The organism is Epibacterium sp. ABV4_022 (assembly GCF_056159345.1).
The window spans coordinates 1,729,025-1,755,044 of record NZ_JBSWVA010000001.1 but is presented as its reverse complement, the minus strand read 5'-3'; the positions used below and the strand labels follow the sequence as shown (position 1 = coordinate 1,755,044).

The 26,020-nt window shown below is 66.7% G+C and carries 26 protein-coding genes; 18 read left to right on the top strand and 8 right to left on the bottom strand.

Going from position 1 to position 26,020, the window contains the following annotated elements; genetic code table 11:
- Nucleotides 1–51: 51 nt before the first annotated feature.
- The 11 genes from tagH to ACXAF5_RS08280 all read left to right on the top strand — a co-directional run bounded on the left by tagH (nucleotide 52) and on the right by ACXAF5_RS08280 (nucleotide 13,352).
- Nucleotides 52–1,437 carry a type VI secretion system-associated FHA domain protein TagH gene (tagH, locus tag ACXAF5_RS08330; RefSeq protein ID WP_474946242.1) on the top strand — a complete coding sequence of 462 codons (1,386 nt, stop codon included), beginning with the start codon at nucleotides 52–54 and terminating at the stop codon, nucleotides 1,435–1,437.
- A 94-nt stretch (nucleotides 1,438–1,531) separates the two neighbouring features.
- Nucleotides 1,532–2,905, top strand: a complete 1,374-nt coding sequence (locus ACXAF5_RS08325) for a type VI secretion system protein TssA (protein WP_474946241.1) — start codon at nucleotides 1,532–1,534, stop codon at nucleotides 2,903–2,905.
- A 105-nt stretch (nucleotides 2,906–3,010) separates the two neighbouring features.
- The gene (tssB, locus tag ACXAF5_RS08320) at nucleotides 3,011–3,538 is read left to right on the top strand and encodes a type VI secretion system contractile sheath small subunit (RefSeq protein ID WP_474946240.1); all 528 of its coding nucleotides are present in this window, start codon (nucleotides 3,011–3,013) and stop codon (nucleotides 3,536–3,538) included.
- Between the two features lie 37 nt (nucleotides 3,539–3,575).
- Nucleotides 3,576–5,069: a type VI secretion system contractile sheath large subunit gene (gene tssC / locus ACXAF5_RS08315; RefSeq protein ID WP_239323492.1), complete on the top strand. Its 1,494-nt coding sequence runs from the start codon at nucleotides 3,576–3,578 to the stop codon at nucleotides 5,067–5,069.
- A gap of 48 nt (nucleotides 5,070–5,117) precedes the next feature.
- Nucleotides 5,118–5,615, top strand: a complete 498-nt coding sequence (locus ACXAF5_RS08310) for an Hcp family type VI secretion system effector (protein WP_009178194.1) — start codon at nucleotides 5,118–5,120, stop codon at nucleotides 5,613–5,615.
- Between the two features lie 134 nt (nucleotides 5,616–5,749).
- On the top strand, nucleotides 5,750–6,343 hold the full coding sequence (gene tssE / locus ACXAF5_RS08305) for a type VI secretion system baseplate subunit TssE (RefSeq protein WP_474946239.1): 594 nt from the start codon (nucleotides 5,750–5,752) through the stop codon (nucleotides 6,341–6,343).
- Nucleotides 6,340–8,268 carry a type VI secretion system baseplate subunit TssF gene (gene tssF, locus ACXAF5_RS08300; protein ID WP_474946238.1) on the top strand — a complete coding sequence of 643 codons (1,929 nt, stop codon included), beginning with the start codon at nucleotides 6,340–6,342 and terminating at the stop codon, nucleotides 8,266–8,268. The genes tssE and tssF overlap by 4 nt, the downstream gene beginning before the upstream one ends.
- Nucleotides 8,265–9,374, top strand: coding sequence for a type VI secretion system baseplate subunit TssG (gene tssG, locus ACXAF5_RS08295; RefSeq protein ID WP_474946237.1), 1,110 nt, complete (start codon nucleotides 8,265–8,267; stop codon nucleotides 9,372–9,374). Before tssF ends, tssG begins: the two co-directional genes overlap by 4 nt.
- Nucleotides 9,375–9,406: 32 nt before the next feature.
- Nucleotides 9,407–12,145, top strand: coding sequence for a type VI secretion system ATPase TssH (tssH, locus tag ACXAF5_RS08290; RefSeq protein ID WP_474946236.1), 2,739 nt, complete (start codon nucleotides 9,407–9,409; stop codon nucleotides 12,143–12,145).
- Between the two features lie 62 nt (nucleotides 12,146–12,207).
- The gene (locus tag ACXAF5_RS08285; RefSeq protein WP_239369016.1) at nucleotides 12,208–12,966 is read left to right on the top strand and encodes a hypothetical protein; all 759 of its coding nucleotides are present in this window, start codon (nucleotides 12,208–12,210) and stop codon (nucleotides 12,964–12,966) included.
- Complete coding sequence (locus ACXAF5_RS08280; RefSeq protein WP_474946235.1) at nucleotides 12,966–13,352, top strand: hypothetical protein; 387 nt, start codon at nucleotides 12,966–12,968, stop codon at nucleotides 13,350–13,352. Before ACXAF5_RS08285 ends, ACXAF5_RS08280 begins: the two co-directional genes overlap by 1 nt.
- Nucleotides 13,353–13,392: 40 nt before the next feature.
- Here the strand turns inward: ACXAF5_RS08280 and ACXAF5_RS08275 are convergent, their stop codons facing one another.
- The 3 genes from ACXAF5_RS08275 to ACXAF5_RS08265 all read right to left on the bottom strand — a co-directional run bounded on the left by ACXAF5_RS08275 (nucleotide 13,393) and on the right by ACXAF5_RS08265 (nucleotide 17,649).
- A complete protein-coding gene (locus ACXAF5_RS08275; protein ID WP_474946234.1) occupies nucleotides 13,393–15,588 on the bottom strand; it encodes a peptidoglycan DD-metalloendopeptidase family protein in 2,196 nt (731 codons plus the stop codon).
- A 12-nt stretch (nucleotides 15,589–15,600) separates the two neighbouring features.
- Nucleotides 15,601–17,130: a peptidoglycan-binding domain-containing protein gene (locus ACXAF5_RS08270; RefSeq protein ID WP_474946233.1), complete on the bottom strand. Its 1,530-nt coding sequence runs from the start codon at nucleotides 17,128–17,130 to the stop codon at nucleotides 15,601–15,603.
- Nucleotides 17,131–17,220: 90 nt separating this feature from the next.
- Entirely contained in the window at nucleotides 17,221–17,649 is a 429-nt protein-coding gene (locus tag ACXAF5_RS08265) for a DUF1036 domain-containing protein (protein WP_474946232.1), read from the bottom strand.
- 136 nt (nucleotides 17,650–17,785) lie between these two features.
- Here ACXAF5_RS08265 and ACXAF5_RS08260 point away from each other — a divergent pair, with 136 nt between their 5' ends.
- From ACXAF5_RS08260 to ACXAF5_RS08235, 6 genes are all read left to right on the top strand, one after another.
- Nucleotides 17,786–18,439, top strand: coding sequence for a hypothetical protein (locus tag ACXAF5_RS08260; protein WP_474946231.1), 654 nt, complete (start codon nucleotides 17,786–17,788; stop codon nucleotides 18,437–18,439).
- A 104-nt stretch (nucleotides 18,440–18,543) separates the two neighbouring features.
- Nucleotides 18,544–18,996: a hypothetical protein gene (locus tag ACXAF5_RS08255; RefSeq protein WP_239323481.1), complete on the top strand. Its 453-nt coding sequence runs from the start codon at nucleotides 18,544–18,546 to the stop codon at nucleotides 18,994–18,996.
- Between the two features lie 62 nt (nucleotides 18,997–19,058).
- Nucleotides 19,059–19,706, top strand: a complete 648-nt coding sequence (locus ACXAF5_RS08250) for a MotA/TolQ/ExbB proton channel family protein (RefSeq protein WP_239323480.1) — start codon at nucleotides 19,059–19,061, stop codon at nucleotides 19,704–19,706.
- A gap of 6 nt (nucleotides 19,707–19,712) precedes the next feature.
- Nucleotides 19,713–20,168 carry an ExbD/TolR family protein gene (locus ACXAF5_RS08245; protein ID WP_239323479.1) on the top strand — a complete coding sequence of 152 codons (456 nt, stop codon included), beginning with the start codon at nucleotides 19,713–19,715 and terminating at the stop codon, nucleotides 20,166–20,168.
- A gap of 2 nt (nucleotides 20,169–20,170) precedes the next feature.
- Nucleotides 20,171–20,575, top strand: a complete 405-nt coding sequence (locus ACXAF5_RS08240) for a biopolymer transporter ExbD (RefSeq protein WP_239323478.1) — start codon at nucleotides 20,171–20,173, stop codon at nucleotides 20,573–20,575.
- Entirely contained in the window at nucleotides 20,572–21,960 is a 1,389-nt protein-coding gene (locus ACXAF5_RS08235) for a serine/threonine protein kinase (protein WP_474946230.1), read from the top strand. The genes ACXAF5_RS08240 and ACXAF5_RS08235 overlap by 4 nt, the downstream gene beginning before the upstream one ends.
- Nucleotides 21,961–21,998: 38 nt before the next feature.
- Here ACXAF5_RS08235 and ACXAF5_RS08230 read toward each other — a convergent pair whose 3' ends face one another.
- Complete coding sequence (locus tag ACXAF5_RS08230; protein ID WP_239323476.1) at nucleotides 21,999–22,910, bottom strand: hydrogen peroxide-inducible genes activator; 912 nt, start codon at nucleotides 22,908–22,910, stop codon at nucleotides 21,999–22,001.
- 98 nt (nucleotides 22,911–23,008) lie between these two features.
- Here ACXAF5_RS08230 and ACXAF5_RS08225 point away from each other — a divergent pair, with 98 nt between their 5' ends.
- Nucleotides 23,009–23,974 (top strand): sodium-dependent bicarbonate transport family permease, encoded by a 966-nt coding sequence (locus ACXAF5_RS08225; RefSeq protein ID WP_474946229.1) that lies wholly within the window; start codon nucleotides 23,009–23,011, stop codon nucleotides 23,972–23,974.
- A gap of 129 nt (nucleotides 23,975–24,103) precedes the next feature.
- On the opposite strand, the gene ACXAF5_RS08220 is transcribed toward ACXAF5_RS08225, so the two are convergent.
- From ACXAF5_RS08220 to gstA, 4 genes are all read right to left on the bottom strand, one after another.
- Nucleotides 24,104–24,394, bottom strand: a complete 291-nt coding sequence (locus ACXAF5_RS08220) for a PAAR domain-containing protein (protein WP_474946228.1) — start codon at nucleotides 24,392–24,394, stop codon at nucleotides 24,104–24,106.
- A 342-nt stretch (nucleotides 24,395–24,736) separates the two neighbouring features.
- Nucleotides 24,737–24,958, bottom strand: a complete 222-nt coding sequence (locus tag ACXAF5_RS08215) for a tautomerase family protein (RefSeq protein WP_239369034.1) — start codon at nucleotides 24,956–24,958, stop codon at nucleotides 24,737–24,739.
- A 3-nt stretch (nucleotides 24,959–24,961) separates the two neighbouring features.
- Nucleotides 24,962–25,342, bottom strand: a complete 381-nt coding sequence (locus tag ACXAF5_RS08210) for a nuclear transport factor 2 family protein (protein ID WP_474946227.1) — start codon at nucleotides 25,340–25,342, stop codon at nucleotides 24,962–24,964.
- Nucleotides 25,339–25,950 (bottom strand): glutathione transferase GstA, encoded by a 612-nt coding sequence (gene gstA, locus ACXAF5_RS08205; RefSeq protein WP_474946226.1) that lies wholly within the window; start codon nucleotides 25,948–25,950, stop codon nucleotides 25,339–25,341. Before gstA ends, ACXAF5_RS08210 begins: the two co-directional genes overlap by 4 nt.
- Between the last annotated feature and the right edge of the window lie 70 nt (nucleotides 25,951–26,020).

Below are 26,020 nucleotides of genomic sequence, written 5' to 3'. Positions count from 1 at the left end.
TTCAGGACCCCCGGGTACGCCCCTTCACATGAATCAAGAACTGCGCCGAAGATGACCCTGACCCTGACCCTGAGACTGGAAAACCTGGAACTGCTGCAAGATGGCAGCCCCGCCTGGCTGACCCTGGACGGGCAGAACGCCAGCGTCGGGCGCAATCGCGCGATGGACTGGGTGCTGCCGGATCCGTCCCGGCATGTGTCGGGGCACCACTTCGACATCACATACCACAATGGCGCCTACTGGCTCAGCGATGCCTCCACCAATGGCACCTTCCTGCAGGGGCAGAAGCACCGCATTCAGGGACCGCTGCAATTGAAAGGTGGCGAGCGGCTGATCGTCGGGCACTATATCATCTCTGTCGAGACCGCGGCAGCCGGCGCGCCGCAGGCTGCGATGGCGCCCGGTCCGCAGACGCCGCAACCGAGCTATGACGAGGCCGATCCCTGGGATCTGGGCCTGCACCCGCAGGACCCGGTGAACCCGCTGCCACAGCCCCCGGCCGATGCGCGGGCCTTTGACGATGTGGCGCAGGAGTTCCTGCAACTGACACCGCAGATCCCGCCGCAGCAGGGCGCCGTCCCGCCACCGCCACCGCAGCAGCCTGCCCCTCCGCCGGCTGCCCCCTCACCGCAGAGCCCGCCGCCACAGGTGCCGCCAGCCGCCTCTCCGGCGGCGTATCAGGCGCAGCCCCCGGCAACCGATCTGCCTCCGGCCGGCCAGCCGCCGATCGCCCCGGTGCCGATGCCCTCGCCAGCGTCGCCGCCGCCACCGCAGGCGGCCCCGCTGGACCCGCCTGCCGCCCCCCCCGCGCCGCCGCGCCCCGCGTCCCCGGCCGCAGCGCCCGCAGCGGCGCAGGCGGATGTGCTGCGCGCCTTTTGCCAGGGGGCCGGTCTTGATCCCAGCCTTGCCGACTCCACCGACCCCGAACATCTGGCCCATGCGCTGGGTCAGGCGGTCGCGGCGGCCTCGCAGGAAATCATGCGGATGTTGCAGGACCGGGCGAGCGTCAAACAGTTCACCAAGGGGGGCGCCCGCACCATGCGCAACGCCCACGGCAACAACCCGATGAAATTCCTGCCCGACACGCCGCAGGCGCTGGAGGCGATGTTCCTGACCCCGCGCGAAGGCTTCATGGAAGGCCCCGAGAGCTTTGCCACCGCGCTGGCCGACCTGCGTGGCCACCAACAGGCGGTGTTTGCCGCCCTGCAACCGGCCCTCGCCGCGGTTCTGGACGGGTTGTCGCCCGAGGAGATCGAATCATCCGAAGACGGCCGCGCCCTGCTGAGCGGCGCGCGCCGGGGCAAGCTCTGGGACCAGTATGTCGCGCGCTGGGACAAGAAGGCCGCCGAAGCCGACCACGGCATGCTCGATGTGTTTCTCAAGGCCTTTGCACAGGCCTATTCCGAGGCTGCGGGTCAATATGGGAATTTTGACTGAACCCTCACCCTTGACGACAATTCAGAGTTGATTACTTTCAAAAACGATTTTTGCGAGCCGACCCCTTAAGTTGAATAATAAATAGGATTGTTTGATGCGCTCCAGCGCACGCACCGCCCCCCTGTCTGACGATCATCCCTGCGGCCCGGATCTGAACGCCAGCTTCGATCCGGCCTATGAGGAGTATTATTTCGGGGCGCTTGGCCGCTTGCCCGGGTTCTACATGCAACCCGGCATCGAACGTCCGGACAACAAGGGCCGCACCCCGGACCGGCTGTTTGATCCCAAGGACGTGGACCACCGCGCCGAGCGCCGCGAGATCGACGCCCTGCTCGCCCGCAGCCGCGACCTGCGCCTGCTTGTGTTGCAGGCGCAATGGGATGCGCTGGCCGGTCAGCGCGCCGCGCTGCGTGCCACCATCGACGACATGGCAGAGCTGCTGGAACAGCATCCCGACGAGGTGCATCCGACGCTGGCCGAGGGGGTCTCTGATCGGCGCGAGGCGATCAATGACCTCAACCAGACCGTCACCATGGTGCAGCCGCTGATGTTCATGGGGCTGTCGGGCACCACCGAGGTCACCTTGCGCAAGCTGCGCGTGGCCCGGGGCGACAGCGCGCCGCTGCAACATGAGGCCGAGCTGGAGCTGAAACCGCTGCTGGATGCGCTCAGCACCCCCGCCAATGGCAAGAAGGTCGAAGAGGCGCTGGCGGATTTCGCCGCCATGTCCACCGCGGTCCAGCGCATCCAGACCGCCTGTTCCAGCCATGCAGACAAGCCCTTTCAGCCCGCACTCGACCAGGTGCAGAGCGTGCTGGACGACATTGTCGACACGCTGACCACCGCCCGGCCCGATCTGGCGGAAGAGGTCGCCCCGGAGCCCCCCCAGGACCAGGCCCCGGCACCAAAACCGGACCTTCAGGCGCCGCCCTCGCTGGCCGCCCCGCAGGCGCCCGCCGCCGCCAACACAGCGCGCGGCCCGGCACATGCGATCGCGATTCTCAGCCAGCTGCATGCCCGCCGCGTGCTGGAAGCCTGCGAACACTACTACCGCAAGGAAGAGCCGTCATCGGCGGCGCTGTTGCTGGTCACCCAGGCCCGGCTGCTGATCGGCAAACCGCTGATCGAGGCGCTGCGCGCCCTGCTGCCCAGCCAGGCCGAGAGCGCCGTGGTGGATTTCGGCGCGCCCACCGGCTTTCTGCTCGGCGCCGAACGGCTTGCCGAACTCAGCAATGCCCTGCCCGAGGACAGCGGCGCCCCACCGGCGCTGCCGCAGGATCCCGGCCCCGACCCGAAAATCACCACCGCCCCCCAAGCGGCGCAGGCGCTGCAGGCGGTCGAAGCCTATTTCAGACAGACCGAACGCTCCAGCCCGGTGCCGGTGCTGTTGCAGCGCGCGCAAAGCTACCTCGATAAGGACTTTCAATCTCTGATTGAGGAACTTATACCTCAGCAGAATACAGCTTAAGATAGAGCTTTCACATCAGTTCATTCGGGGTGCACCCGATTTCGCCCCCGGGGCATCAACAACCGACAGGCCCATTTTGAGCCGCACGCAACCGGAGTAGCATTCATGGCCTCAGATTCAGGTTCCAGCTTCATCAAACGCAACCGCCCGCCGCGGGTGCAGATCCAGTACGAGGATCCCTTCGACAGCGAACAAATGGTCGAACTCCCCTTTGTCATGGGGGTGATGTCGGATCTGTCCGGCAACAATCCCGGCGTCGAGAAGGAGCCGGTCGAAGAGCGCAGCTTTGCCGATGTCACCAAGGACACGATGGATGACTACATGGCCGCGATCCAACCGGGCATGACCTTCATGGCCGAAAACCGGCTCGGCGGCGGCGACGGCAAGGAGCGCATCGGCGTCGATCTGAAATTCGAAAGCATGGGCGACCTGGAACCGGCGGCGATCGCCCGACAGGTTCCGGCGCTGAAAAAGCTGCTGGAGGCACGCGAACAGCTGGCCAACCTGCAACGCTACATGGCGTCAAAGCCCAAGGCGCAGGATCACCTCAGAAAACTGCTGGATGACCCGGAGCTGATGGCAGCGCTGGCGGAACGTGCAGCGCAGGACGAAACCGACGGCGAGGACGCCTGAGCGCCACTTTGGCCTTGGACGGGGACAGGGAAGACACATGGACAACGAAGCACAGGTACAGGGTGGCGAAGCCGCCGCAGAACTGGACGAACTGTCGGAATTCTCCGACATCCTGAAACAGACCATCAAACCGCGCAGCGACATCGCCGCGCAAGAGGTGGACAATGCCGTGGTGGCACTGGTGCGCGAGGCGCTGGACGATCAGTCCGTGGTCTCCGAGGACGTGATCGACACCGTGGATGCGATGCTGGCCAAGCTGGACAAGAAACTGTCCGACCAGATGAATGCCATCCTGCACAACGAGGAGTTCCAGCGCTTCGAAGCCAGCTGGCGCGGCCTCGCCTACACGCTCAACAACGCGGAAACCGACGCCACGCTGCGGGTCAAGGTGCTGAACGTCTCCAAGCAGGAGCTTCAGGGCATGATGCGCCGGTTCCCCGGGGCCAAATGGGACAAGTCGCCGCTGTTCAACATCGTCTACGAACAGAACCTCGGCACGCTCGGCGGCAAGCCCTTCGGCTGTCTGGTCGGCGACTATCACTTCGACCACTCCTCGCCGGATGTGAACCTGCTGAATTCCATCGGCAAGATCTCCGAAGCGGCGCTGGCGCCCTTCATTTCCGGCGCATCGCCCAACCTGCTGGGGCTCGACGACTGGAACGAGATCGCCACCCCGCCGGACCTGTCGGAGATTTTCGAAACGCCGGAATATGCGCAGTGGAACAGCCTGCGCGACAGCGAGAATTCGCGTTTTGTCGCCCTGACCCTGCCCCGCGTGCTGTCGCGTGAGCCCTACAGCCAGAACTCCAATTCGGTGGTTGAGGAATTCAACTTCGAAGAGGAAACCGACGGTCACGCCGGCCAGCAATATGCCTGGATGAACTCCGCCCATGCGATGGCGGCGAACATCAACCGCGCGTTCAAGGAACACGGCTGGACCGTCCGCATCCGCGGCGTCACCTCCGGTGGCGAGGTGGCAAACCTGCCGACCCATGTGTTTGACACCGGCGATGGCGCCAAGGATCTGAAGTGCCCGACAGAAGTGTCGATCACCGACCGTCGCGAGGGCGAGCTGAGCAAGGCGGGCCTGATCGGCCTGATCCACCGCCAGCACACCGACAAGGCCGCCTTTATCGGCGCCCAGAGCCTCTATCGGCCCAAGACTTACGTCGATGACCAGGCCACCGCGTCGGACAACATGTCCTCGCGCATCCCCTATATCTTCGCGGTCTCGCGCTTCAGCCACTATCTGAAGGCCATGGTGCGCGACAAGATCGGCCAGAGCCCGGATGTGTCGCAGCTGCAGCGCGACCTTCAGGCCTGGGTCAACAAATATGTCGCTGGCAATCCCGAAAGCGCCAGCGAGATCGAGAAGGCCAAGAAGCCCCTGGCCGGTGCCAGGGTCGAAGTTGTCGAGGACGAACTGAACCCCGGCTACTACCAGGGCAAGTTCTTCCTCAAACCGCATTTCCAGATGGAAGGCATGGATATCGGCATGAGCCTCGTGTCGAAGCTTCCCTCTGGAAAGTAATTCGTTTCCTCACGGGAAGCGGAGTGTAACGCCTTAAGGAGTTATTTCATGGCGATTGATTGTTTTTTGAAACTTGACAACGGCATCGTTGGCGAATGCCAGGATGACAAACACAAAGACTGGATCGACATCCTGTCCTGGGGCTGGTCGATGTCCCAATCCGGCACCACCCACATGGGCGGCGGCGGCGGCGGCGGCAAGGTCGACGTCCAGGACATCCAGGTCACCAAATACGTCGACAAAGCGACGCATGACCTGATCAAGCGCTGCTGCTCGGGCGAGCATATCAAGTCCGGTCAGCTGGTGGTGCGCAAATCCGGCGGCACCGCCCCGGTCGATTACCTGAAAATCGACTTCGAAGACGTGATGATCACCAACTACCAGACCGGTGGCAGCAAGGATGGCCTGGACCGCGTCCAGGAAACCCTGACCCTGAACTTCCGCCGCTTCCAGGTGACCTACACCTTCCAGGAGCAGTCCGGTGCCGCTGGCCCCGAGAGCCTGGCTGGCTGGGAAATCGCCGAGAACAAGGAATGGGGCAAGTAAGCCCACCGGGTTCCGGTCTACACATCTCCGGGAGGGCCACATTATGGCCCTCCCTCCCCGGCGCCACGGCCCGCCCCTGTCGAAATGGCCGTGATTTCACATGACTTTCCAGTTCCGGTGCAGAAGGTGCAGACATGCGGCGCGGCGAAGCGGAGAACTCTGATGCCGGCGATCAGCCCTGGCAGACCGGTCGCAAGGCCAAGACCTCCATCCTACAGGTGTTCCGGGCCTCTCATCATGACCGCGATTCCCACCACCGCCGCGAAATGTCCGGTGACGGCACCACCCGGCTGACCTCGGCGCGCAAACAGCGCCGGTTCGGGGTGTCCGAGCACCAGCTGCGCCAGCACCTCGAAGCGGACCTGGCCGCCCTGCTGAATACCATCCACCTCGAAGCCGCCTGCGCGCTGGACGAGACCCCGCATGTGGCCGGGTCGATCCTGAACTACGGGTTCCGCGACCTCAGCGGGCTGGGCAAGGTGGCGCTGAACACCCCCGCCGTGGTCGATACCCTGCGCCAGTCGCTGATCCGCTTCGAGCCCCGGCTGATTGCCGAGACCCTCGATGTGCAGATCCGCGACACCGGCAGCGGCAAGACCCACCACCTCGCGATTTTTGTCACCGCCGAGCTGCTGGGCGATCCGGTGGATGTGCCACTTGATTTCGATGCCGAGATCGACCTCGGCGCGGGCAAGATGTCGCTGTCGAACCTGCGGGTGAACGCATGAGGCGGGCTCTTCGCGAGGCGTATAACCAGGAGCTGGGCCTGCTGAAGGAACGCGCGGCGGAGTTTGCCGGCGAATACCCGGGCCTTGCCGACCGGCTGGGGGGCTTGCTGGAGGAGAACATGGACCCGGCTGTTGCCGGTCTCCTCGAAGGCTCTGCCTTCCTCTCCGCCCAGGTCAAGGTCAAGATGTCGGAGGAATACCAGACCTTTACCCGCGAATTGCTGGAGCAGGTCTTTCCCGACGCGCTGGCCCCGACGCCCAGTGTCATGCTGGTGCGCGCCCATGCCCCCGCCGACAGCCCCGAGATCGAAAACGGCCTATCCTTCGGCGCCGGGGAATACATGGATGCGCGTTTCCTCGATGCCCAGCAAAGGGTCTCCTGCCGCTTTGCCCTGGCCGCGCCGCTGACGGTCTGGCCGCTCGCGGTTAGCCGCGCGGCCTACCACGCCAGCGCCGGCCCGATCGGAGCGCTGGGGCAGGAAATCGCCACCGGCACCAAGGCCGGTCTGGTGACCGAAATCACCCTGAAGGACGCCGACGACAAACCCAGCACCACCGCCGGGCTGAACAGCCTGTCGATGGATGCGCTGACCCTGCATTTCACCGCCCCGATGGACGAGGCTGCCGCGCTCTATGAGCAGGTGTTCTGCGACTGCACCCGGGTGTCGCTGCGCTGGCTCAACGCGCAGGGCGATCCGGTCTTTGCCCGCCTTGCGCCGCACCAGCTGCACCGCATCGGGTTCAACGCCGAGGAACAGCTGTTCCCGCATCAGACCCGGCTCTTCGACGGGTTTGCCCGGCTGCGCGAATTCTTCGTGTTCCCGCGCAAGTTCCTCGGGCTGCGGCTGACCGGCCTCGGGGACATCCTGCCACATGTGCGCAGCAACACCGTGCAGCTGGTGTTCGAATTCTCCAGCGCCCGCCAGCGCCTGGCCACCAGCCTCGACCCGCAGGACCTGGCCCTGAACGCCGCCCCTGCCGTCAACCTGTTCGAGGAAATGTCCAGCCATCTGCATCTGGACCGCAAGCGGCACGAATACACCATCACGCCCAATTCCTCGCCGATCACCCATTACGAGGTGCACCACGTGACCGAGGTCTGGGCCCATTACACCGAACGGCAGAGCAAATCCGAGGTGCATCCGCTCTATGCGCTCCCGCCCGAGGGCCGCAGCCCGCGCCAGACGCTCTATTACACCACCCGGCGCAAGCCGCGCCGCCGCACGCTGGCCGAACAGCGCAACGGCATTCCTCGCAACCTCTACCGCGGCACCGAGACCCTCATCAGCCTCTACGAGCCCCCCGGCCAGGAGACCGCCAACCGGTTGCAGGTCAAGCTCTTGTGCTCCAACCGCCATCTGCCGGAATACCTGCCGATCGCCGACAGCGCCGAGAGCTTTCATCTCTGCGAGGATCAGACCGTGGCGCTGAACTGCCTCGCCGGGCCGACGCCGCCGCGCGACAGCCTCGCGGATCGCGAAACCACCGCCAATCACCGCACCACGGCGGGGGACACCTATTGGCGGCTGCTGTCCTATCTGTCGCTCGGCACCACCGGCCTGCAAAGCGCCGAGGGCGGCATGTCCGCCGCCTCCCTGCGGGAGATGCTGTCGCTGTTTGCCGATCTCTCCGACAGTGTCAGCGAGGCGCAGATCAGCGGCGTGCGCGGGCTCGACTGCACCCCGGTGACCCGCACCATCGCCGCCCCCGACGGCTATCACACCGCACGCGGGCTGCTGGTGCGCGTGACGTTTGACGAAACCGAATTCGAAAGCACCGGCATCCTGCCGCTGGGGGCGGTGCTGGATCATTTCTTTGCCGAATATGCGGCGGTCAACAGCTTCACCCAGACGGTGATCCACAGCCTGCAACGGGGCGAGATTACCCGCTTTGCGCCGCGGTCGGGATCGGGGCCGCTGCTATGACCGGCGATGCCCTCCCCCTGCCCGCCGCGCCGCGTGCCAGCGACACGCTGGACCGCCGCGCGCAAGAGGAACAGGCGGCCAGCGGCGTCGGCCTGTTCACGCTCCTGCGCGAGCTGGAACGCCGCGCCGGGCACAAGCCTGCGATCGGCCAGAACAAGCGGCTGCGCGATGCCATCGTGCATCTGGGTCAGGATCCGGCGCTGGCCTTTCCCACCCGTGACGTGGCCCGTGTCGACCTCAGCCAGAGCACGGCCCGGCTGCGGGCGCAGTTCATGGGGCTGTTTGGCGCCTTTGGCGCGCTGCCGCTGAACTGGACCGAAGAGGTCGAGTCGTGGTTTGCCGCCGGGGACGAGAGCTTTGTCGCCTTCTGCGACATTTTCACCGCACGGTTTCAGGAACTGTTCTTTCGCGCCTGGTCCGATGCCCGCGCCATCAGCCAGTTCGACCACGCCGGCAGCGATCGCTTTCAGGCCTATATCCTGTCCCTCCTTGGCTGCGGCACGCCTGCCGCCCGCGCCGGGTCCCGCCCCGCCGACATGACCCGCCTGCATCTGGCCCCGCTGGCCGCCGGCCGGGTCAAGAGCCCGGTGCGTCTGCGCCAGATGCTGGAGTTGCATTTCCGGGGCCTCGCCCGGTTCTCGATCGAGGAACATGTGCCCAGCTGGCTGGCGCTGGAGCCCGACGCCCTCTGCCTGCTTGGCGCGCAGGGCTGCACCCTGGGCGAAAACGCCGTGCTTGGCGGCCATGTGCAATCGCTCAGCGCCAAGATCCGCATCCATGTGATGCTGCGGGAGCTGTCCCAGTACCAGCGGTTCCTGCCCGGTGGCCCCGATCATGCGGCCCTGCAGGACATCGTGTTCTGGTATCTGGGCCAGACCTTCGACATCGAAACCGCCCTCTGGCTGCCGCGCCCGCAGATCTCCACCGCCGTGCTGGGCGAGAGCACGCAGGTCGGCTGGCTCGCCTGTATCGGCCCCGTCGCCGCGACCGACGCCCCCGCCGGGGCCAGCGCCCTGCCGACCCACGGCGATCACCTGCAAGTCAGCCGCTACCCGCTGCTGCCGGACCCGTTTGACACCCCCGAATTGAAGACCACCGCGGCCTGACAGCCCTGCGGACTTATTGAGGCCCTGACTTTATGACCGAAATCAGCATTGAAAAATACGCCGGCAAGATGAACCGCGCGGGCTATGACGCCTTCCTCCACGGCATGCGCGAGGCCCGCGGCGCCCGCAACCGCTACGTCGATCTCTGCCACTGGCTGTTTCATTCCGTCTCCAACCAGAACGCCGACATCTCCGTCACCCTGCGCCAGCTGAACCTGGATCGCGGTCGCGTGCTCAAGGATCTGTCCGGCGCGATGGACCGGCTCGACAAGAATGTGACCGAAACCCCGGGCATCAGCGATCATCTGGCCGATGCGCTGAACCACGCCTGGACCTATGCGACGCTGTTCTTTGGCGAGGCGCAGATCCGCACCGGCCATGTCCTGACCGCGCTGCTCAACGATCCCTCCCTGCGTCGGCAGTTGCTGCGCTACTCCGCAGTGTTTGAACAGATTTCCGCCGAACAACTGGGTCAGGACAGCCGCAGCCTCTGGGCCGGCAGCGAAGAGGACAACATGCGCCCAATGGATGGCGCCAACCTTTCGACGGCCGAGGACAGCGGCGCAGCCGCCGAGGGCAAGGGCGGCGCCACCGCGCTTGGCCGCTTTGCCAAGGACATGACCGCCGCAGCGGGCGAGATGGACCCGATCAAAGGCCGCAACGACGAGATCCGCCAGCTCATCGATGTGCTGCTGCGCCGACGCCAGAACAACCCGATCCTGACGGGCGAGGCCGGTGTCGGCAAAACCGCCGTGGTCGAGGGCTTTGCCCAGTTGCTCGCCGCCGGGGATGTACCGCCCAAGCTCAAGGGCACGCGCCTGTTTGAGCTGGACATCCAGTCGATGCAGGCGGGTGCCTCGATCAAGGGCGAATTCGAACAGCGCCTGAAATCGGTCATCGACGAGGTCCAATCCGCGCCCGAACCCATCATCCTCTTCATCGACGAGGCCCACACGCTGATCGGTGCGGGCGGTCAGGCCGGAACCGGGGACGCCGCCAATCTGTTGAAACCGGCGCTGGCCCGCGGCACCCTGCGCACCATCGCCGCAACAACCTGGAGCGAGTATCGCCAGCACATCGAAAAAGACCCGGCCCTGACCCGGCGGTTCCAGCCGGTCAATGTGGATGAACCCTCGATCGAGGTCTGCTGCGACATGCTGCGCGGGATCCTTGGCCCGATGCAGGACCACCACAAGGTGCGGATTTCCGACGCCGCCATTGTCAGCGCGGTCACGCTCTCGCATCGCTACATCCCGGCCCGGCAACTGCCGGACAAGGCGGTCTCGCTTCTGGATACCGCCTGCGCCCGGGTGGCGCTCAGCCAATCCGCCCTGCCCGCCCGCATCACCGCCACCCGCGCCCGGATCGACGCGCTGGAGGCAGAGCTTGCTGGCAAGACAGAGGCCCGCGATCTGGGTGAGAGCCACGACGACCGCATCGCCGAGATCAGGACCGAGATCACTGACCTGACGGACCGGCTGGCTGCGCTTGATACCGGCTACGCCCGCGAGAAAGAGATCGTCGATCAGGTGCTTGACCTGCGCCAGCGCCTCAAAGAACAGACCTCCGACACACCCGGCGCACAGGACGCTGCCCGCAGCGAGACCGAAGACGCCGGGCCACCGGAGGTGGACGCCCCTGACGCAACAGCCCCTGACGCAACAGCCGACAGCGACCCGGATGCCTTGCGCCGCGAAATGCAGGCGCAGATGACCGCGCTGGACGAGACCAACCCGGACGACCGCATGGTCTTTGCCCATGTGGACGAACAGGCCGTCGCCGCCGTGATCTCGGACTGGACCGGCATCCCTGCGGGTCGGATGATGCAGGATGAACTCGACGCGGTGCTGAACCTCTCCGACGATCTGCGCGCCCGCGTCATCGGTCAGGATCACGGCCTCAAATCCATCGCCAAACGCATCGAGATCAGCCGTGCGGGCCTTGGCAATCCCAACAAGCCCATCGGCGTCTTCATGCTCTGCGGCCCCTCGGGTGTCGGCAAGACCGAAACCGCGCTGGCTCTGGCAGAGGCACTTTATGGGGGAGAGCAGAACGTCATCACCATCAATATGAGCGAATTCCAGGAGGCCCATACCGTCTCGCTCCTGAAAGGCGCGCCTCCGGGCTACGTCGGCTATGGTGAAGGCGGACGCCTGACCGAGGCGGTGCGCCGCAAACCCTACTCCGTGGTCTTGCTCGACGAGATCGAAAAAGCGCACCCGGATGTGCACGAGATCTTCTTTCAGGTCTTTGACAAAGGCGTCATGGAAGACGGCAATGGCCGCATGATCGACTTCAAGAACACGTTGATCCTGCTCACCTCGAATGTGGGCACCGAGGTCATCATGGACCGTGTAGGCACCGACGCCAGCGCAGCAGAGCTTGATCTGGAGGAGCTCGACGTGGCGCTGAAACCCAGCCTGCTGGAGGTCTTCCCCCCCGCCTTGCTGGGCCGCATCGTCACCATCCCCTACCTGCCGCTCAGCCCGGACGTCCTCGGCGGAATTGCCCGTCTGAAACTCTCGGCAGTGGAAAAACGCCTCAAGGGCGCGCATGGCACCGAACTGGTCTATGGCGACGATGTGATCGATCATATCACCAGCCTCTGCCGCGACCCCGACAGCGGCGGGCGGATGATCGACAATATCATCTCCAATTCCATCCTGCCGGAGCTGAGCCGCAAGCTGCTGAAGACCCTCAGCACCGGAGGCGAGATCCACCGCGTCACGGTGACGGCCGATGCGGATGGCTTCCACTATGCCCTGAGCTGATTTTTCACCCCATTATTCCTTCACCTGTACCTTCACCCTTTTTCAGATTTGCGAGAGTTCCCATGCCCGAAACACTTGAAACCGGCAGCTGCACCATCCGCACCGACCGCCGCAACATCACCCTCGATGAAACGCTGCTCTATGTGGTCGAGATCAACAACGAGATGGCCGAGGCCAGCGGCATCGACCTGGTGACCGCCGCCACCGCGGGGATCGATGCGGCGGGCGCGGCCAAGCTGGTGCGCACCCTCGGGCTCAGCGGGCGGGCCTATATCAAACACGTCAACGGCAAGGATTACGTCATCATCAAGGGCTATCCCGGCCAGCGCGCGGTGCTGCGCGGCACCCGCTATCTGGCCAGCAACCCCAAGGTGGCAAAACTCGTCCTCGGCGCCAAGAGCCTGGGCCAGGGCGCGGCACGGATGACCGGCATCGCGGTGGTGGCCTTTGCGGCGCTGCGCGTGGTCGAACATGTGCTGTCGGACAATGATCCGCGCCTGACGCAGCTTCTGGGCACCATCGCCGCCGATGTCGGCAAATTCGCCGTGGCCGCTGGCGCCGGTTTCCTCGCCGGGGCCGCGGTCGGGGCGCTCACCACCATCGCCGCCGGGCCGGTGGTCGCCGCGATCATCGTCGGCATCGGCGTGTCGATCCTGCTGGATCGGGTGGATCGCAAATTCGGCCTCACCGAAACCCTGGTCCGGGCGATCGAGGACACCGTCGATTCATTTGAAAACCCGCTGCGGGTGCTGGCGCGGCAGATCCGCGCCTGGGAGGAGCACCTGGTCAATCAGGCCCTCGGCCACATCGGGCCGCGCTGATGCCACGGGGGCTGGCGCTGGCGGTGCTCGCGGGCTTTGCCCTCTTTGGCCTGGCGATGGCAGGCTGGGGCGTCTGGGACATTGCCAGCGCCCGCGCCGCCCTGCGCGACTGCGCGGCAGCGGTGATCTTTGACACCAGCGCCCTGTGGTTTCTCGGTCTGGCGGTGCTGCCGCTGTTCCCGGCCCTGGCCCGGCTGCCGGAGCGTCACCACAGCGCCCTTCTGGCCGGCATTGTCGTGCTGGCGCTGCTGCTGCCTGCGGCGGGCTATCTGGTGCTGTCGCAACAGGTGACGGCCACGGGCCGCGACTTCACCCCGCCCCTGCGCCTGTTCTCGTTGCAGGAACTCACCGCCCCGCCCGTGGCCGGTTGCACCGATCCGGACTAGGGCCAGTGTTGATCGGGCCGCTGCGGGAGCGCAGGTCCGACTACAACGCGGCAAGCATCGCATCCACCTTTGCCATATAGGTGCGGACCTCTGGCGGCACCGGCGCGGTCCGCTGCCGGCCCTTGTGGCGCATCTTGCGATCCGCCCAGGCCAGCAGATCCGCGATCCGCTTGCCGGTCAGGAACGGGTTTGCGCTGACCACTTGCGCCCCCAGCACCTCTTCGACGCTCTGCTCCGGATCGCTCGCCAATGCCCGATGCGCGCCCTCCGCGCCGAGGAAATGCGCCAGATACAGCCGCCCCGCGGTGACCTGGTGACCGCGCGCGCGCAGATAGGATTCGCCCTCCTGGGCCAGCCGCTCCACCATCTCCCGGCTCAGCCGCGGATCGAGCCGCAGCGCCAGCAGCTCCTCGCGCGACATCTCCGCCACCAGATCAGGGCGATAGCTCTGCATCATCCGGATCCAGGTGCTGGCGATGAACTGCCCCGCCCCGGTTGCCGAGGACAGCGGGTTCTGCGCATCGGCACGCCCGCCGCTTTCCACCTGGATGATCCGGTCGACCAGCGCCGCCACGGCGGTGCTGCCAAACCGCGCCGGATCGGTGGGGCGCCCGTCCACCCACAACTCGAAATGCAGATGCGGCCCGGTGGAGCGCCCGGTGGAGCCGACAAAGCCGATCTGGTCGCCCGCCGCCACCTGCACCCCCGGTGCCATACCATCCGCCAATCGCTGAAGATGGGCGTAGCGCGTTTCCAGCCCATCGCCGTGGTCGATGGCGACAAGGGTGCCATAGCTGCCGCTGTCTCCGGCGAGGCGGATCTTTCCGGTACGCGCGGCATAGACCGGGGTGCCCTCCGGCGCCGCCCAGTCGACGCCATTATGCGGCAGCATCTTGTTGCGGATCGGGTGCATCCGCATGCCAAATCCGCTGGTCTTGACCCCGGTCACCGGGATCACCAACCCGGCCCCCAGCCGCACACCTCCGGCCGCCGCCGACGTGCCCGCGGCCCCGTCATAGCAGCCAAAGCCGCCATCCGGTCCCGGCAGCGGGATCACGTAGCAGCGCATCTGCCCGGCGGGCCCTTCGATGCCGGCATAGAGGATCTGCCCGGCGCGCCCGCCCGCCCCGGCGCCACCGCCCGGCGCCAGCAGCACCACCGCCTGATCGTCGCGCTCGGCCAGGCGCTCCAGGTCGAACTGGCGTGACATCATCACGATCAGCTCCCCCGCCACGCCGGTCGCCACCCCGTTGCGCAGGGCGGTGGAATAGAGCGCATCCATCAGGCGCACGCTGCGCCCGACGGGCTCCGGACTGGCGGCGCGGGCCGAGCGGCCGAGCAGATCCTGCTCCGCCCAGGGGTCGGCGGCGCGGGCGAACCGTCCCGGCCCGGTCTGCGCCAGGCTGGCAAGGTAGCGCTCAGGCCCGTAAAGCGACATCTGCAACAGCTGGCGCTGCGCTGCCGCCTCCGGGCGGGTGCGCCAGCGCAGTGCCACCACGCTGCCCGCAGGCAGCGCCGCCTCCGGTGCCCCGACCTCGCGGACGGCGGCCGCCGCCACCCGTGCCGCCTGCCCCGCCGCAAAGCCACTGTCGACCAGCACCTCCGACAAGGGCTGATCGGCGTTGAGCACGATGATCTTTTCTTCGGCGAGGGGCGCGCGGCGGTCGGCACTGCGCGCAAGGGCGACGCTGCTGTCGCGCGCCTGCGACAGGCCACCACTGCCCTGCCCGGCGGCGCCTGTGGCCTGCCCGGCGGTGCCTGTGGCGTGATCCAGCGCCCGGCGCCGCTGGGCCTGAAACAGCGCGAAATCATCGCGCCCGGACGGCAGTTGCAGCACCAGGTTGCGCCCCGGCGCCAGCAGGCTGTCCTGCACCACCGTCACCTGTGCCTCCTGCCCGGCTGCGGCCCGCCCGGGCAGGCCACCGGCGGGCAGCGGCACCTGACGCACCCCGCGCGCCGCGCCCGCCTCCAGATGCAGCAGCATCGGCGCCCGACGCAGGTTCAGCATCGCCCGGCTGCGGGCCTCGGTTGCCGACGGATCCGGTACCTCGGCCGGCACCATCGCCAGCTCTCCCGCACCGCCTGCGTCCTGCCGCCCCCAGAGCCAGACACCAACCGTGGCCAGCGCCGCCAGCGCCACGCCTGCCCCCAGCCCCCGCAGCAGCAGGCGGCGCCGCCGTCGCTTGCGGGCCTGCGCGGTCGAGCGCTGAAACGCCGGATCAATGGTAAAGCTCACCCGACGTCCCCTCTAGCGGAAGACCCCACCCAGGGCGGCCCCCGGGGCAATCTGCGTCTGGGCCGGCGTATTGGCGGGCGCCGATGTGCCAGAGGATGCTGCCGGCTGTCGCGTCGCTGCGGGGGTAGTGCTGCGCGGCCGCGCCGCTGCCACCGGCGCTGCACAGGTGACATCGGCCCGGCTGACAATATCCCGGAACAGCGGGATCTCGGCCGCCAGCGACAGCACCGGGCTGCCGACCTCGGCATAGTAGCGCCGCACCGCTCCCTGCGACCCCGGTCCCCAGGCGCCGTCGATCCGGCTGGTGTAGCAGCCCATGCGCGCCAGCTCCTGCTGCAGGGCCTGCACCAGCACCGGCCCCGGCGGATCAAAAGCCCCCGCCTCCAGCAGCGAGGCATAAAGCTCCGGATCAGCCCCCCGCAGCTGGTTGCGCGCGATCACGTCATCATAGCTGATCTCGCTGCCCGACAGATCCACGGTGTCCAGCGCCGCGGCGAAATTCGCATCCCCCTCCTCGATCAGCCCGACAATGATCGAGGGCTCGGGCAACCCGTCGGCCTGTGGCACCGCCGCCAGCTGCGACTGGTTCACCGGAGAGAAGATCACCACCGGCGCTCCGGCAGTACCGCCCCCCTGCGCCGGAGCCGTAGCAGACGAGGAGGCCGGCGCCCGCACCGGTGTCAGTGCCGCTGTAGACGTCCCCGCCGCGCCATTCGGAGCGGGCTGGATCGCGACGCTGGCCGGAGCGCTGACCGGGGTGCTGACAGGCGTGCCGACCGAGGTGCCAACCGGAGTGATCCGAACCACATCGGTGATCGTCACCTGTTCGCGCGGACGCGCCGGAGCCGGATCAGCAACCGCCGCCACCGGCGCCTCCGCCGCTGGCGCTGCCGAGGGTGCAGATGCGCCCGACAGATCGCTCAGCTCCTCCAGCTGCCCCCTGCGCAGAAACGGACGCAGGCTCTGATCCGGGGCTTGCGCACTGGCCGCCGCCGCCTTCAGCACACCGCTCAGGCGCTGCCCGCTTGGCGGACAGGCCGCCCCGGGCGCGGCGCTGCTGGCAAGCACCAGCGTCACCTCCGCCGCCACCTCCAGATCCGGCAATGCGGTGGCAGCGCCCTCTCCGGCACAATTTTCCACCAGCACCAGCACTTCACGCAAGCCCGCCGCCGCCAGCGGCGCCACCCGCGGGGTCAGGGGCACCGCCGCACCGTCGATCCGGGGCGCGGTTCCGGACATCGGTCCGGCAAAATAGATCACCAGCCGCTGCTGCCCCTCGATTTCCGTCAGCGCCGCCTCGACCGCATCGAGCCGGGCATTGCGCAACAGCACCGGCGTCGCCTGCGTCCAGCCGCGCAGCGCCTCTGCGGCATAATAGGCATCGGCAAAGGCCCGGCCCGCGCCGTCACCGGTATCGCCGACCACCAGCGCCGACCAGTCCTGGGCGGTCACGGGACCGGCACAGAGACAGGCCGCCAGCGCGCCACGCAAACAGGCGCCACGGCCAAACAGCCAAGAAATCCAGCGGGGAGCAAACGTCAAAATCAGCCTCGACGGTGAATACAGAAGAACAGCGGGCGCAATGCCGCAACCATACCGTGCACGCGCACCAGAAGCGACCGTAACCTCACCTCAATCACGCGCAGAACGCAGAAAAAATGACCAACTGTCAGATTGCTGCGTGTCCACCTCGTAAAACCGCGCGTCCAGGAACCCGCGGGTCAGGCAATCCCCCTCGCCGCGAATGCTGAACCGGCCCTGATCCACGCACATCGGTGTCGCCCCGTCCAGCAGCGCCCGGCCAAACACGTCCTTGGCAAACACATAGACAAATCGCGAGGTCAACCTCTGGCTGATGACCTCGGCACATTGGTTGGGGCCCACCACCCACCAGCCGGCGCTTTCAAAGCCGCCATCCTCGTAGGAGGCGATCGCCACATTGGCCACGTCCAGCGTCTGGTTGCAGAAGGTAAACGCCGCCCGCGCCGCGGTGCCCGTGCCCAGCAGGATTACGCCGACACCGCAGGCCATCAGTGCCATAGAATTGAAAATCTTCAGCATTCCTTCACCATCAGACCTCAAGATACTCGCGGCGGCCAGTCCCGGACGTGAGATTATGGCAACATGTGCCGCCCGCTGCAGACTGTTCGTTTCGCAATGGGCTGGCAATCCGGAAAATGAGGTCTACATTTCCGCCATGGTTCGTTTGATTGCAATCACCGCAGGTATCGCCGCACTCTCTGTCTCTGCCGGGCTTGTCCTGGCCTATGGGCACGGAATGATGTCCGGTCAGAGCCGTCTCAGCACGTTGCAGACGCTTCCGGCTGCCCCGTCCGAGCCAGCAGGGATCGCGACACAGGCTTTGGTCGAGCCCACAGCCCTGCCACAGCCTGCCGCGAAGATGACGACCTCCCCGGACCCCGAGGCAACCGCGGTGACACCGCGCGCCACCCTGCCGGAACAGGCCGAAACGGCGCCGCAGCCCTTGGCAGAGCCACGCGCGCCGCTCTACCGTCAGGCCGCGCTGTCCGACCAGCAGGAGTCCACCCGGCCGCAACGGCTGCGCCAGGTGATCGATCTTGATGCGCAGGCGGCCCCGCTGCTTGTGTCTCCGGCGTCCACGGATCCGGCATCCGCGGACCCGGCATCCTCTGCGTCGACCTCGCCGCGGCCAAAGGCCCGCCCGTCCGGCATTGTCGTCGCCGAAGCAGATCCGCTGCTGCCGGTCGCCCCGCAACGGGTGGAGCTGGCGTCGGACCACAGCCCGGCCCTGGTGTCGCTGCCGCCTCAACTGGCGCGTCGCCCGGCCGAGACCCCCAGCCCCAGTTTCTTCATCGGCGTTTTCCGGTGATTCGCCCCTGACGGGCATCAATTTCCGAAATTTCCCGGTTGACCTGTAGGCGGTATTGTCGCCCAAATGGCCGCGATTTCACGAACAGACTCGTTGAGGGCAATATGGGCATTCTTTCCGCGGCCAGGGCCACCCTGCTGGCCACCGCATTTATCGCATCGCACACAACCACCGTCGCCGCGCAGGAGGCCACCGAGGCCGCTGACGCGTTTCAGCTCGACCTGAATTCGGTGACCGAGACCGGCAACGGCAGCTGTCGACTGACCTATGTGGCGACCAACCAATCCACCACCGCGCTGGAGCGTGCCTCCTACCAGATCGCGCTGTTTGACGGTGAGGGCGTGGTGACACGGCTTCTGGTGCTGGAATTCGGCGCGCTGACCGAGGGCAAGACCAAGATCCTGCAATTCGATCTGGCCGAGACCGGCTGCGGCTCGATCTCGCGCATCGTGGTCAATGATTCCCCCGCCTGCGTCACCAGTGACGGCACCGCCAGCGATCTCTGCATGGCCGGGCTGGTGGCCAGCTCCCGCACCCCGATCCAGTTCGGTATCTGAACCGTTCCCTTTGTTTCCTGAATGCCCGGCCGCCTCCAGTGGCCGCGCCATGGAGTAGCTTCATGACCCAGTTCCGGGCTGATATGTTCGACCCGCTGACGCTGACCGTCTTTGCCGCCCTGGCGGTGATGTCGGTCACCGTGGTGTCCGTCTTCTTCTTCAAACTGCTGCAATTCTCGCGCCTGGGTGTGGGGCGGCGGCATCTGGCCGAGCAGATCATCAACACCTGGCTGTCCGGTCAGGCGGAAACGGCGATGCAGCAGGCGGCCGCCCGGCAATCGGTGCTGTCGCGCATTCTGCATGCGGTCTTTACCGGGCTGCGCGCGCGGCCCGGCGAAACCGCCTATGCCGAGGAGCTGGGCCGCCAGACCGCCATTGCCGAACTGTCGACACTGTCAGATCGCATGCGGCTTCTGGAGATCGCGGTGCATGCGGCGCCGATGATGGGCCTTTTGGGCACGGTGATCGGCATGATCGACGCCTTCTCCGTCCTGGCGCAATCCCAGGCCGCTGCCGACCCGGCTGCTCTGGCCGGCGGGATCTGGACCGCGCTGACCACCACCGCCGCCGGTCTGGCCGTGGCGCTGGTGGCCTTCTTCCTGACCAGCTGGCTGGATTCCCGCATCGAGCGCGAGCGCAACCTGATCGAGGTGCTGATCTCCGCCGCCATCCACGGTCGGGTCGATCAATCCGCGCGCGTACAGGGCTGACCCGGCATGCATCTGAACCGGCTCGACCTTCCCGTCCGCAAGCGTCGGGTCAGTTTCACCCTGACCTCGCTCGCGGATGTGATGTTTCAGCTGCTGGTCTTCTTCATGCTGTCCTCCAGCCTGACCCCCTATGCGCTGCTGCCGCTGCAACACACCGATCCGGTGTCGGACCAGCGCGTCGGCACCGGGGCGGGGGCAGCTGATCCGGTTGCGGCACAGCCCGGAGGGGCGACCTCCGCGCCGCTGTGGAACCTGGATGCGGATGCGCTGAACATCCAGGGCCAGAGGTTCGACTTCTCTGCCCTGCCCGATCTCGCCGCCGCCCTCGGCAGCGATGGCGGCCCCGCCTCGGTGATCCTGATCGTGCGGGCCTCGGCCCGGGTGCAGGATGTGGCCACGGTTCTGGCGCATCTCCAGGCCGCCGATGTCACCGCTGTGCAGATCAGCGCAGGGGGGCTGTGACCATGGCCCGCCGCGCCCCGCTCCTGCCGCCGCGCCCGCAGATGGTGCAGACCGATACCTCACTGGCGATCGTCAACGTGGTGCTGTTGCTGCTGCTGTTCTTCCTTGCCAGCGGGTCGCTCCTGTCGACCCGCGACATCCAGATCGACCTGCCCGCGACCGAGGAACTCGCCCCCGAGCAGCTGCCCAGTCCGCTGCTGGAAGTGCGCCCGGACGGCAGCCTTCGGCTGGATGGCGATGTCACCACGCTGGATCAGCTCGCCGCTTCCGTGCCCGCCGGCACCACCCTCTATGTGCTGATGGAACGCACCGCCCCCGCCCTCGATCTGCTGGACCTGCTTGCGCAGCCGGTGTTTGGCGATCTCAACATCACCCTGGTCACCATCCACGAACAGGCGCAGACGTGAGCACGCTCCCCTATGGCCGTTCCGACTCCCGGGGCTGGATCTTCGCCAGCGGCGGCTCGCTCTTGGCGCATGCCGCGGTGGCGGCGCTGCTTCTTGGCGGGGTGCAGCCGTTTCTGAGCCTGCCCGACGCCGAGCCGGACGGGCCGCGCTACACGGTCACCCTGCAACCGCTGGATTCCGACACGCTCGCCGGGCTGGAGCTGCGCGACGGGCTGGCCGGGGCCGAGGCTCTGGCGGAGAGCGCGACCGAAGTGCCACCGCTGGAGCCGGTGGACAGCACCGAGGACAGCCTGTCCGCCGACCCCGGCCCCGATCCCGAAGTGCTGGCGCCGGAGCCGGAGCCCGACACGCCAGAGCCGGTTGTCCCAGAAACGCTGGAGGCCGAGGTCGTCACCCCGGACCCCGCCCCGGCGGAGCCCGAAACCGCCACGCCGGTCGAGGCGGAGACCCTCGAACCGGAGCTGGAGACGCTGAGCCCGGTGGTCGCGGAGCCCGCCCCGCAGGACTCGCCCCTGTCGCCGCTGATCCCCGAGGACAGCAACCCGCTGATCCCCGAAACCCTGTCGGCCCTGCCCGCCAGCAGCGCCGAGACGATCTCCGCAACCCCGGTTGCCCCGGTCGCCAGCGGCAGCACTCTGACCGCCGCCGCCGATCCACAGGGCGGCTTGCAGCCGGTCTCTCTGGTCGCGCCCGAGCCCAGCGCCGCCCCGACGGCCCCGACAGGCGAGACCACATCCGCCGCGCCCGCCCGTCCGGTGGCCAGCGCGCAGGATCTTGCTGTCGGTGACCTGATCCGCCAGATCCGCAACAACGGCGGCCCGGACTGCCTGCTCACCCTGCCCCGGCGCGATGGCGCAGAGGGCGTCGGCCTCGACATGATGGCGGCACAGGACACCGCCTTTGCCACCTTCTCCGACACCGTGCTGACCCAGACCGACGCGGCGCTGCGCCAGACGCGAACGCTGCTGGATCCGCGCCAATGCCCGGCGGTCGACTATGTGCGTGGCAACCGGGACTACCCGGCCACCCGCCTTGGCCTGCGCCTCGAAAGCCGCAGTGTCGCCAGCGGTGGACGGATCACCGGCGTGCTGCGTGGCACAGCCGGAAAATACGTGGCGCTGCTGCTGGTGGACAACAATGGCGTGGTTCAGGACCTGCAACGGTTTCTGTCGCAATCGGGCAACTTCACCCGCTTTGACGTGCCGGTGACAAGGGCCGGACCGCAACGCGACACCGCGCAGATGCTGCTTGCGGTCGCCAGCCCGAGCCCGCTGCGCCAGATCCGCGATCGCAGCGGCCGCCTGGCCGCCGATGTGTTCAGCGACCTGCCCGGCAGCCTCTCCGGTCGCGCCGCCCTCGCCATCGCCACCTTCGACGTGCGCTGAGGCCCCAAGCCCCCCACCACGACGGCGCGGCGGACATTTCAGCGCCGCAACGTGTTCAGGTGATACGCCTCGGCTGCGGTCCGCAGGATCTCGGCGAGATGCTCTGTCGTCGCGCTCGACCGGTCGATCGGCGACAGCAGGCTGATGGTGCGATCCGCCTCGGCCATCTGCAGGGGCAGCACGCGTACCTCGCTGCGGTGGATACCTTGCCGGCGCGCAAACAGGTCCGGGAGGATGCCGATCCCGGCACCGGTGGCCGCCATCAGCAGGATCGAGTCGAGGCTCGTGCCTTCGTAGTCGTCCGACACGATCGCCCCGCTCTGCCCCGCGATGCCGTAAACGATGCGCGCCAGCCGGTGCCCGGTGTCAAGCGTCAGCAACCGCTGCCCGCCAAGATCCGCCGCCCCGATCCCCTCCCGTTCCGACAGCGGATGATCCTCGGCCACCGCCGCCCAGAGCGGCTCGACGAACAGCGGATGCTGCACGGTGTTGGGGTGGTCTTCGGGGGTGGAGATGATCGCGTCAAAGCGCCCGTTGCGCAGCCCCTCATCGAGGCTGAGCGTATTCTCCTCGCGCACGATGACCCGCAGATCGGGCTGCGCCTCGTGCAGGGCTTTCATCGCCTGCGGCAACAGATAGGGGCCAATGGAGGGCAGCACGCCCAGCCGCAGACGCCCGCCAAAGGGCAGGTCCGACAGCATCACCCCGCGCAGCGTCTCGACCTCGGAGAGGATGCGGCGGGCCCGGGTGACGAACTCCAGCCCGCGCGCGGTGGTCCGGACCCCGGCCCGGCTGCGCTCGAACAGGCGCACGCCCAGATCGGTCTCCACCGCCGCAACCTGGTTCGACAGGCTGGGCTGGCTCACGTTCAGCTTGTCCGCCGCAAGGCTGAAACTGGCGAGCTGGTGAACCGTGACGATATAGTCCATCTGGCGCAGGGTCGGACGCATGTATTCACTAAAGCTATTTTGCAGAGCAGTAGATTGTATTTAAGCTATGGATCGAAAGCTGGCAACAGGCGCAAAACCCTGTTCCGGAGACTCCCGCGATGCAAATACTCGACACCCTGCTCGGCAATCTGATGGTGCCGACGATCCTGTTCTTTGTCCTTGGGCTGCTGGCCGCCGTGGTGCGCAGCGACCTGTCGATCCCGGAGGGCGCGGCGAAATTCATGTCGCTGTACCTGCTGCTCGCCATCGGCTTCAAAGGGGGCCACAGCCTGGCGCAAAACGGTCTTGATACCGAGGTCTTTACCGCCATCGCCGCTGGGCTTGCGCTGTCCTTCGCGATCCCCTTCCTCGCCTATGCGCTGCTGCGCAGCATGACGCGACTGAACGCGCTCAATGCCGCTGCCGTGGCGGGGCACTACGGGTCGATCTCGATCGTGACCTTCGTCGCCGCCACAAGCCTGCTGGACCTCACCGGGATCGCGTCGGATGGCTACATGGTTGCGGTGGCCGCAATGATGGAGGTGCCCGCGATCCTGTCGGCCCTGTGGATCGCGCAGCGCTTTGGCCGCGACGCCCAGACCGCCCATGTGCCGATGCGTGAACTCTTCGCCAACGGCTCCATCGTGTTGCTGACCGGGGCGTTCCTGATCGGCGCGGTGACGCAGGACAAGGGGATGGAGATGATCGCCCCCTTCGTGGTGACGCCCTTCACCGGCATCCTCTGCCTGTTCCTGCTGGACATGGGTCTGTCGGCCGGCCGCAGCCTGCTGCGCAACCGGCACCTGCTGAGCGCGGGGCTGTTCGCCTTTGGCCTGCTGATGCCGATGATCGGCGCGACGCTTGCCATGGGCGCGGGTACATTGATCGGGCTACAGACCGGCAGCCTGTTCCTGTTGATGGTGCTGGCCGCCTCCGCCTCCTACATCGCCGTGCCCGCCGCGATGAAGATCGCTCTGCCCCAGGCCGAGGTCGGGATCTACCTGACGCTCTCTCTCGGCGTGACGTTTCCCTTCAACATCACCATCGGCCTGCCGCTCTATCTCTGGCTGGCCGGGCTGGTGTGAAGACTGCTCTGACAACGTGCCAAAGTGGAGGGGGCACAGGCCTCCTCCACCCCACCGCAGCACCCGGCCCGCAAGCGCCGCGTCAATAGGCCGCCGCGCTCACCCGGCGCAGGGCACGGCGTGACGCAGTCACCCGCCAATAAACACATCATCAGAGCCATTGGCGACGGACCCGCCGCAGTCAATGGCGTCGCCGACACGGCCCGCAGGTTTTCCATTGATGAACACGCTGCCAGATCCAACCGCCAGGGCCCGCCCATGCGGCGGATGCTTCGGCTTCGAATGCGCCTCAAAGGGATCTCCCTCGCGGAGCGCGGGTTTGCCGTTGATGCCCACATCACCGCTTCCGGAGGTGGCCGGTGTTGGCGGGAAGCCATCATGCCCTGATCCGATGTCGTCTTTTCGTCCCGCGGCTGGCATGCGCTGCACTCCTTGGATAATTGATTTGGTTGCAAGACCGGTGGTCCGGATGTGGTCAAAACGTCTTTGAAAATTGCCTTTGGCGCATCATCGAGGAAACTCTGCAAATGTTCAACACCAGGGTGTTTGATGACGTCCTGGCCACACCCCAACCCGCAACCTTGTCTTCGATGTGGTGCAGGACAGCGGAGACCACCGCCCTCCTCGCACTAAGCCCCCGGAACATCGCCGCTCAACGACGGCAGGGCGAGCCCCGCCAGAGCGTGCGGAGATGGGGGCGATGCGCAGTGACCGCCCCCACAGGCCGCACCGGTTGGCGCAGACCTCTCTGTCAGCCGTGCTTCACCGGGTCTGCGCCCGGTAGTCCTGCACCGGCAGGCCGCCGATCCCCCAATCGTCCAGCGCAACCGCGTCGATCACAACAAACGTTGTCGCCGGGCTCTTGCCCAGGATGTCCTGCAGCAAGTCGGTCACCCCCTTGATCAGCTGCGCTTTCTGCGCGGCGCTGGGACCGGCGCCGTCGGGGCCACCTTCGCGGGTCACTTTGATGTTCACATAGGGCATCACTCAATCCTCTCGCGGCACATAGGAAAACACCTTGGTGACAATGCGCCACTCCGCACCGTAACGGACCAGGGTCAGGAGGTCGTGGAAGTCGCGGCCCATCATCGTCATCCGGGCGCTGACATGGGCCAGTCGGCTGCTCGCGAAGGCAATCTCCAGGATATGCTCCTCTCGCGGATCGCCACGTGCCGCCGGGGGCTCGCGCCCGTCCACGCGGGCCATGTAGGTCTCAAGATCAAGATAGAGCTCATCCCCTTCGGTGGCGCAGACATAGGCCAGATGCGGATGGAAGACCTTGCGCAGCAGGGTGCTGTCGGCCTGATGAAGCCCCTCGAAATAGGCCTCCATCACCGCGCCGACCTGTGTGTGGGCGGCGGGCGTCATTGGATCAGCCCCTCGGCGCGCATCGCCGCCTGTGCGGACGGTCGGGCGGCACAGCGGCCGACAAAGGCGGCCAGATTGGGCCAGCGGGCCAGATCGATGCCGGTGAAATTGGCCCAGTTCGACACCACGAACAGATAGGCATCTGCCACCGAGAACCGGTCGTCGACCAGCCAGGCGCGACCATCCGCCAGCTGGGTCTCCATGAAATCAAACTTGCCCGCAACCGCGACCCGCGCCGCGTCTTGCTCTGCCTCGGACGTGCCCTCGCGGAACAGCGGACCAAAGGCCTTGTGCAATTCGGTTCCGATCCAGTTGAGCTGTTCCTGCATCCGCGCCCGTGCCAGAGTGCCCGCTGTCGGCGCCAGCCCTGCGTCCGGGGTGGTATCTGCGATATACTGCAAGACAGCCGCGCCTTCGGTCAGGACGGTGCCGTCGTCCAGACCCAGCGCCGGAACATAGCCCTTGGGATTGATCGCGCGATAATCGGCGCCGCTTTCGGTGCGGCCGGTGGCGGTATCGACCGCTTCGATGTCGAACTGACGGCCGGTTTCATGCAGGGCGATATGGCTGGCCAGCGGGCAGGCTCCGGGCTTGTAGTAGAGTTTCATGACAGTCTCCTGTGGTTATGATGTCCTCTGACTAGCCCTTGACATGATGGATTGATAATATTGTGTTCTC

Bases quoted from the DNA above. Each gene is read 5' to 3' on its own strand.
- ACXAF5_RS08310 (WP_009178194.1), top strand. From the start codon at position 5,118: ATGGCGATTGATTGTTTTTTGAAACTTGACAACGGCATCGTTGGCGAA.
- tssB (WP_474946240.1), top strand. From the start codon at position 3,011: ATGGCCTCAGATTCAGGTTCCAGCTTCATCAAACGCAACCGCCCGCCG.
- ACXAF5_RS08285 (WP_239369016.1), top strand. From the start codon at position 12,208: ATGCCCGAAACACTTGAAACCGGCAGCTGCACCATCCGCACCGACCGC.
- ACXAF5_RS08265 (WP_474946232.1), bottom strand. From the start codon at position 17,649: ATGCTGAAGATTTTCAATTCTATGGCACTGATGGCCTGCGGTGTCGGC.
- ACXAF5_RS08250 (WP_239323480.1), top strand. From the start codon at position 19,059: ATGACCCAGTTCCGGGCTGATATGTTCGACCCGCTGACGCTGACCGTC.
- ACXAF5_RS08325 (WP_474946241.1), top strand. From the start codon at position 1,532: ATGCGCTCCAGCGCACGCACCGCCCCCCTGTCTGACGATCATCCCTGC.
- tssC (WP_239323492.1), top strand. From the start codon at position 3,576: ATGGACAACGAAGCACAGGTACAGGGTGGCGAAGCCGCCGCAGAACTG.
- tssF (WP_474946238.1), top strand. From the start codon at position 6,340: ATGAGGCGGGCTCTTCGCGAGGCGTATAACCAGGAGCTGGGCCTGCTG.
- ACXAF5_RS08225 (WP_474946229.1), top strand. From the start codon at position 23,009: ATGCAAATACTCGACACCCTGCTCGGCAATCTGATGGTGCCGACGATC.
- ACXAF5_RS08220 (WP_474946228.1), bottom strand. From the start codon at position 24,394: ATGCCAGCCGCGGGACGAAAAGACGACATCGGATCAGGGCATGATGGC.
- tssH (WP_474946236.1), top strand. From the start codon at position 9,407: ATGACCGAAATCAGCATTGAAAAATACGCCGGCAAGATGAACCGCGCG.
- ACXAF5_RS08255 (WP_239323481.1), top strand. From the start codon at position 18,544: ATGGGCATTCTTTCCGCGGCCAGGGCCACCCTGCTGGCCACCGCATTT.
- tssG (WP_474946237.1), top strand. From the start codon at position 8,265: ATGACCGGCGATGCCCTCCCCCTGCCCGCCGCGCCGCGTGCCAGCGAC.
- ACXAF5_RS08240 (WP_239323478.1), top strand. From the start codon at position 20,171: ATGGCCCGCCGCGCCCCGCTCCTGCCGCCGCGCCCGCAGATGGTGCAG.
- ACXAF5_RS08280 (WP_474946235.1), top strand. From the start codon at position 12,966: ATGCCACGGGGGCTGGCGCTGGCGGTGCTCGCGGGCTTTGCCCTCTTT.
- ACXAF5_RS08230 (WP_239323476.1), bottom strand. From the start codon at position 22,910: ATGCGTCCGACCCTGCGCCAGATGGACTATATCGTCACGGTTCACCAG.
- ACXAF5_RS08260 (WP_474946231.1), top strand. From the start codon at position 17,786: ATGGTTCGTTTGATTGCAATCACCGCAGGTATCGCCGCACTCTCTGTC.
- tagH (WP_474946242.1), top strand. From the start codon at position 52: ATGACCCTGACCCTGACCCTGAGACTGGAAAACCTGGAACTGCTGCAA.
- ACXAF5_RS08210 (WP_474946227.1), bottom strand. From the start codon at position 25,342: ATGACGCCCGCCGCCCACACACAGGTCGGCGCGGTGATGGAGGCCTAT.
- ACXAF5_RS08245 (WP_239323479.1), top strand. From the start codon at position 19,713: ATGCATCTGAACCGGCTCGACCTTCCCGTCCGCAAGCGTCGGGTCAGT.
- gstA (WP_474946226.1), bottom strand. From the start codon at position 25,950: ATGAAACTCTACTACAAGCCCGGAGCCTGCCCGCTGGCCAGCCATATC.
- ACXAF5_RS08215 (WP_239369034.1), bottom strand. From the start codon at position 24,958: ATGCCCTATGTGAACATCAAAGTGACCCGCGAAGGTGGCCCCGACGGC.
- tssE (WP_474946239.1), top strand. From the start codon at position 5,750: ATGCGGCGCGGCGAAGCGGAGAACTCTGATGCCGGCGATCAGCCCTGG.